Source organism: Candidatus Hinthialibacter antarcticus (genome assembly GCA_030765645.1).
In the GTDB taxonomy this organism is placed as follows: domain Bacteria; phylum Hinthialibacterota; class Hinthialibacteria; order Hinthialibacterales; family Hinthialibacteraceae; genus Hinthialibacter; species Hinthialibacter antarcticus.
Genome location: JAVCCE010000071.1, coordinates 1 through 6,927, shown reverse-complemented (window position 1 = coordinate 6,927; position 6,927 = coordinate 1). Strand labels below are relative to the sequence as shown.

The window sequence follows — 6,927 nt, the reverse complement described above, 5'->3', positions numbered from 1 at the left end:
GGTGGCAAGGGCAAGGCTGAATAAAATGAAGCCAGCCCTTGAAATATTGTTTGAATGTATCGCTTTATTTGTGCTGTTTTGAAATCCCCCTGGCGCTTTCAGCGCCGTCCCCCCTTAAAAAGGGGGGGGGCTAAAAGTCTTAAGTCAATGACATTGCCCCCTTAGGGCGCAAGAAATAGGAGAAGCCATCTCAAAACAATTTGTACTTTTGTTGCGATAGGCATGGGTATAACTCTGCTCGCTTCAGTGCGGGCGTTCATGCCCTATTGCACAGGCGCTCCCAGAGTTGCACCCATGCCTGATTTGGTTTGTCAATTATTGATCCGCCGGGATACGTTTTCGTATTCAAAATCATGGCTATCCATTTATGCAAGTACTCACTTACCGGATGAACCGTTCTTGGTCTCTTGGCGGGCTCATCTAGCCGCGCCTATTTATTCAGGCTTTTAGATGTGATAAAAGAGATAGGCATATTGTATTGTTGACGCGATTTCCATTTCGCCAATTATCTGCGGGAGAAAAAATATTATGGGTGATATTTTCAAAAAGGGTAACTTGCATTCACGCCGTTCTTTTTTACAAACGGCGGGCGTCGCGGGACTGGGCGCATCCACTTTGTTTTCCAGCATCTGGACTGATGAGGCGATTGCGCAGGGCGTCAATCGTAGTTCCGCGCCTTCTGAATTAAAAATTACCGACCTTCGTATTGCGGTGGTCCAACGGGCGCCGATGCGGGTTCCTGTGATTCGCATTGACACCAATCAGGGCATCTCCGGCTATGGCGAAGTGCGCGACGGCGGGGCGAAGGAATACGCGTTATTTTTAAAGAGCCGCCTATTGGGCGAGAACCCGTGTAACGTCGAAAAGATTTTCAAGAAGATCAAACAATTTGGTCATCATGGCCGCCAGGCGGGCGGCGTCTGCGGCGTCGAAATGGCGCTGTGGGACCTGGCAGGCAAGGCGTACGGCGTTCCTGTCTATCAAATGCTGGGCGGACGATACCGCGACAAAATACGCATGTATTGCGACACGACCTATTCGGATGATCCCAAGATTTATGCGCAACGGATGAAAGATCGCGTCAAAGACGGCTACACCTTTCTCAAGATGGATCTCGGCGCCAACATGCTGCGCGATATTCCCAACACGGTGACGCGTCCGTTGGGCGACTGGCCCAGTTCTTATGTCAAACACCCGTTCACTGCGATGGAACTGACCGACAAAGGCATTGGCATTCTTGCGGACTTTGTCGGCGCGATTCGCGATGAAGTCGGGTATGAACTGCCGCTGGCGGCGGACCACTTCGGGCACATCGGCGTGAACAGCTGCATCCGCTTAGGTAAGGCGCTGGAGCCGTATCAAATGGCGTGGCTCGAAGATTTAGTGCCTTGGGAATATACCGACATGTGGCGCCAGATCACTGAAGCGATTGACGTGCCGACGCTGACTGGCGAAGACATTTATCTCAAAGAAGAATTCATCAAACTGTGCGACGCGCATGCAGTCGATATGATTCACCCCGACCTGGCGTCGTCGGGCGGTATTCTCGAAACCAAGCGCATCGGCGACTACGCCGAAGCCAAAGGCGTTGCGATGGCGATGCACTTCGCTGGAACGCCGATCTCCTGCATGGCGAATGTCCATTGCGCGGCGGCGACGCAAAACTTTATCGCGCTCGAAAACCACTCCGTGGACGTCAAATGGTGGGACACTATGGTGGACGGCATCTCCAAACCCATCATCAATAAGGGTTTTATCACGGTACCCAAAGGCCCCGGCCTGGGCATCGAAGTGAATGAAGAAGTTATCAAAGAACATTTGCATCCTGACGAAGGCGGCTTGTTTGAACCGACGGAACAATGGAACGAGATGCGTTCGTGGGACCGTTTGTGGTCGTAATGAATTGATGGATTGAATTAGAGAGGAATAAGAAAATGAAACGAATGAGAATATTGCCGCTGGCGGCGGCGTTGTTATTTTGCGCAACCTCGTTTGCACAGTTTGGCACATTCAGCAAAGAAGAACTCATCAAGTATACGCCCGATAACCCGTACCCGCGTTTTGACGACGGGCGCCCGCGCGTTCCTGATGAAATTTTAGAACGCATGAAAGAGGTCTCGATTGAAGAAGCCTGGGGCGTGTTGCACGGCAAAGGCTACCGCCTGCAATTCACCGGCGAGTGGATGAACCTGCATCCCGACCGCGTCTTAGTGGGGCGCGCATTGACGGCGGCGTTTGTGCCCAAGCGCCCTGACCTCGACGGCGTGACTGAGGCCATCGGTAAAGAACAAGGTAACAAGGGCGGGCAGAATTCGTGGGTGATCGACCGCCTGTCAGAGAACGACGTGATCGTGATCGACTTGTTCGGCAAGGTCAAAGACGGTACCTTCGCGGGCGACAATCTCGCCAACTCGATCTGGACGAAAACCAAAACCGGCATGGTGATTCACGGCGGCGTACGCGACATTGACGGCATCTTTCCGCTGCCTGATTTCGGCGTCTTCATTCGCGGAATGGACCCGACGGGCATCGCGGATGTGACCTTATTAGGAATCAATACGCCAATTCGTATTGATGAAGCGACCGTCATGCCTGGCGACGTGGTATTGGGCGGACGAGGAGGCGTGATTTTTATCCCGCCGCAGTTTGCGGAAGAAGTGTGCGAGCGTTCTGAGGAAGTACGGCTGCGCGATGAGTTCGGTCACTTGCGCCTGCGCGAGGGCAAATACACGCCGGGCGAAATCGACATGAAATGGACTGACGAAATCAAAGCCGACTTTGAAGAATGGAAGACAACGAAAAAAAAATAAATAAACATCCAAGCGAGGTAACGAGAAGCCATCTCAAATTAAAAATTAGTAATCTTGCGAATGGCGCGGGTATCTCTCTCTTCGCTTCGGTGCGGGCTTTCAGGCCCTTTTGCACAGGCGCTCAGAGAGATACACCCGCGCCTGAACAGGTCAATTTAGGTTAGAGACGCTTTGATCGCGAATCGTAATGTTCATCATTTTTGAGATGGCTTCTAATCAATAACTAAGCATTGAAGCGTTCCCTCTCTCTCTGGGAGAGGGCTAGGGTGAGGGCAAATAAAGTAGAGAGAATTGCAATGAAATCTTTGGGGCGAATGGTACTACTGGCGCTATGCGTTTGTGTGTTTTTTATCGGCTGCGCGGAACGCGAGTCGCGCTTTCCATCAAAGCCGATCACGATTGTGGTGACCTGGGACGCGGGCGGCGGCACTGACGCGCTGGCGCGTTCGTTGGCGATGCACTCCAGCGACGCGTTTGGAACGGTGGTCAACGTACTCAACCGCCCCGGTGGTTCGGGCGCGGTGGGGCATTCGTTCGGCGCGACGGCGCGGCCCGACGGCTATACCGTGACCATGATTACCTATGAACTGTGCACCTACCAGCCGCTAGGGCGCGTCGACTTATCGCCGCTGAATTACAAGCCCGTCATGCAACTCAATGAAGATCCGGCGGCGATTACCGTCCACGCTGATTCCCCCTGGCAGACGCTCGCCGAGTTTATCGAACATGCCAAGCAGAATCCCGGCGCCGTGACCATCGGCAATTCAGGCCCCGGCGCGGTGTGGCACATCGGCGCGTTGAAAATCGAATCAGAAACCGGCGTAGAATTTACTCATGTTCCCCACAATGGCGCTAAGCCTGCGGTGACGCAGTTGCTAGGCAAACACATTGACGCGGTCTCGGTCAGTCCGGCGGAGGTCTTGCAGTATTTAGAGTTGGGAACTTTACGCTGCTTGGGCGTTATGTCAGATGCGCGCTTTTCCAGTTTGCCGGATGTCCCCACGATGCGCGAACAGGGCGTCGAACTGGTTCATGGAACCTGGCGCGGCTTAGCGGCGCCGCCCGAAACCCCCGACGCGATCATTGCTCAACTCAAGGCGGGATTCAAAGCAGGCTTTGATTCAGCGCCGTTTCAAGAGTCCGCAAAGAAAGCGCTGTTGGGGTTACGTTATCGCGGCCCGCAGGAGTTCAAAACATTCTTAGGCTCTGAATTTGAAGCGACCTCAAAATTATTATCAAACAACGAAGCGCTCACGCAGAGCGGTTCTGAAGTCAACCGCTTTACCGTGCCGTTGTTTTATGGCGGGCTGCTGGCGTTCTTTTGCTTGGTTCTGTTTCTACGTTCGATGATGACGAAGACGCAATGTGCGCCGCAAGAAAAAAATAACAACACGCTTCCTGCGATTGTGTTTCTTTGTATCGCAGTTTACGCCGGGATGATGTTTGTCGTCGGATACATTATTAGTACGCTGGCTTTTCTGGCGTTGATGCTTTTATTGCTGGGTGAACGCCGCCCGCTGCATGTCGGGGCGTGGTCAATCGGCGTGACGTTGATTGTGTATGTGATATTCAAAACTGTGCTTGACGTGCCCTTGCCGGGCGTTTGGGGGGCGTAATGGAAGCGCTACTGGTAAATCTCGCATCTGCATTTGACCCGATGATTTTGTGTGTGTTGGTCGTTGGGGTGATTTCTGGAATTCTGATCGGTTCGTTGCCGGGGCTGACCGCGACCATGGGCGTGACCTTGCTCATGCCGTTTACGCTGGGCATGGGCCTTTCGCCGCAAGGCAGCATGGCAATGTTGATCGGCATCTACGTCGGCGCCATCTACGGAGGCTCGATCACCGCGATTCTCATCGCTACTCCGGGGACGCCCGCTTCGGCGGCGACGCTGCTCGACGGCTACCCGATGGCTCAGCGCGGCGAAGCCGGCAAGGCGATTATTCTCGCGACGCTGGCGAGTTTCGTCGGCGGTATGATCGGTACAGTGCTGTTGGTTTTTCTCAGCCCGCAATTGTCAAAATTCGGTTTGCAATTCAGCAGCCCTGAATATTTTGCGTTGGCGGTGTTCGGTCTCAGCATGATCGTGGGCATCTCCGGCGGCGATGTGGTGAAGGGCGTGATCTCCGGCTTCTTTGGATTACTGCTCGCGACTATTGGCCTCGACCCCATGAATGGAACGCCGCGTTTTTGCTTCGGCGTGGTGGAACTTTACGAAGGCATCGGGTTTATTCCCGTATTGATTGGGCTGTACGCCTTCGCGCAAGTATTCGACGATTTGACGCAGAAAATCAAAACGACCGCTTCGGTCGCGAAGTTGAATTTGTCGTTTCCCAAGTTGCAAGAAATCACTCGCTATTGGGTGAGTTATGTGCGTTCGGCGTTGTTGGGAACCACCATTGGCGCCTTACCGGGCGCGGGCTGCGATATCGCCGCGTTTGTCGGCTATAACGAAGCCAAGCGTTTTTCAAAACACCCGGAGATGTTCGGTAAAGGAAACCCCGAAGGCGTTATTTCGCCCGAGGCCGCTAAGAGCGGCGCCACGGCGGGCGCGATGATCCCCATGTTGACGCTGGGCGTTCCCGGCGACGCGGTCACGGCGGTGATGCTCAACGGGCTGATCGTGCAGGGGCTGCAACCGGGGCCGCTGTTGTTTCGCGATCACCTGGATGTAGTCTACCCCATCTTCGCGTTTATCTTTCTGGCGTATGTGGTGACCTGCGCGGTGGGGCTCGCCTCCACCCGTTGGATCGCGCGCATCGTGTTGATCGACAAGAGCATTCTCTTACCCATCATTTGTGCGTTGTCGGTAATCGGCGCGTATGCGATTCGCTTCAGCGCGTTTGATATATACGTCGCGGTGGGCATGGGCGCGGTGGGGTTCTTTATGCGGCGTTTCGGGTTCCCCGCGTCGCCGATTGTGTTGGCGCTGATCTTGGGGCCGATGGCCGAGAGCAACCTGCGCCGCGCGTTGATGCTGCCGGACGCGGGCGTGATGATGTTTTTCTCGCGGCCGATCTCGTGTGTGTTGTTGCTGCTCGCAATCGGCTCGCTGGCTTGGGGATTGCTTCGCAACGGTAAGACCAACGCCACAGCGTCAGAGGAGTGAGAGAATTAATTCAAACCCATTATGGGGTGGGATCTTGACCCACCAGATTGATAGGTGATCGAATGACCGAACATCGAAAGCATCATCCTGAACCCATCGAAGGCGCGCCAATGGATTCAGCGCCAACGCATGAAGTTGGCGTAGTATTTTTATTTTCTGACTATGCACGAAAACACCGTATCCATATTGAAGAGATTAAACCTGGTTTTCCTGATTGCATCGCTTATACGATTTCAAAGGGAAAACGAAAGAAAATTCGCATCGAATTTGAATTCAAATCAAAAAATTTTTATGCACATAAGCACGACCCTGATGAATGCGATTGGATTGTCTGTTGGGAACACAATTGGCCTGCAGCGCCTGAAAACTTGACCATTGTTGAACTGAGACGTGAATATGGATTAGGATTCAATGTTTGGATTGTACCTGTGAATAATGAGTGGAAAGAAGAACTACTAGAGTCAACTGAAGACTATTGGAGTTTGCCGACGCAATGTCACGAGGATGATTTGGTTCTTTTCTATTTTACCAGACCGGAGAGTTATATATCAGAAATTTGGAAAGCATCGGAGCGTTCTCATTTTGTCGAAGATGCTGGCTGGAAAGACGGTAGTGATGTTCAAGGTGAAATACAAAAAGTTTGTTCATTGGATGACCCAATTCATCTTGAAGATTTAAGACGTAATCAATTTCTTAAAACGTCTGGATTTGTCAGAGCAAGTATGCAAGGCAGGCACAACGCCTCTGAACATTGGCCATATTTATACGATTTAATTGTACGCAAAAATCCAAAAGTTAAAACAAAATTATCAAAGTATTTAAAATATTGATCTTGTAGGGTGGGTTCTTAACCCACCAGATTCAATTATTCGAAAACAATCGGTGGGCTGCTTCGCGAGCCCACCCTTGTATCTTTCTTGTAAGTTGAATAGAAAAAGACGAAGCCTCGGGATGAGAGTACACCCACGAGGCTTTGTGAACGGCAGATCGTCCCACCCTGGGTCCGTC

The 6,927-nt window shown here is 52.4% G+C and carries 5 protein-coding genes; all 5 read left to right on the top strand.

What is annotated here, in order from left to right; genetic code table 11:
- Window positions 1-528: 528 nt before the first annotated feature.
- Entirely contained in the window at window positions 529-1,899 is a 1,371-nt protein-coding gene (locus P9L94_17830) for a mandelate racemase/muconate lactonizing enzyme family protein (protein ID MDP8245947.1), read from the top strand.
- Window positions 1,900-1,934: 35 nt separating this feature from the next.
- Window positions 1,935-2,810, top strand: coding sequence for a hypothetical protein (locus P9L94_17825; GenBank protein MDP8245946.1), 876 nt, complete (start codon window positions 1,935-1,937; stop codon window positions 2,808-2,810).
- A gap of 296 nt (window positions 2,811-3,106) precedes the next feature.
- Window positions 3,107-4,426 (top strand): tripartite tricarboxylate transporter substrate-binding protein, encoded by a 1,320-nt coding sequence (locus P9L94_17820; GenBank protein MDP8245945.1) that lies wholly within the window; start codon window positions 3,107-3,109, stop codon window positions 4,424-4,426.
- Entirely contained in the window at window positions 4,426-5,919 is a 1,494-nt protein-coding gene (locus P9L94_17815; protein ID MDP8245944.1) for a tripartite tricarboxylate transporter permease, read from the top strand. Before P9L94_17820 ends, P9L94_17815 begins: the two co-directional genes overlap by 1 nt.
- 62 nt (window positions 5,920-5,981) lie before the next feature.
- Window positions 5,982-6,749 (top strand): hypothetical protein, encoded by a 768-nt coding sequence (locus P9L94_17810; protein ID MDP8245943.1) that lies wholly within the window; start codon window positions 5,982-5,984, stop codon window positions 6,747-6,749.
- Window positions 6,750-6,927 lie beyond the last annotated feature (178 nt).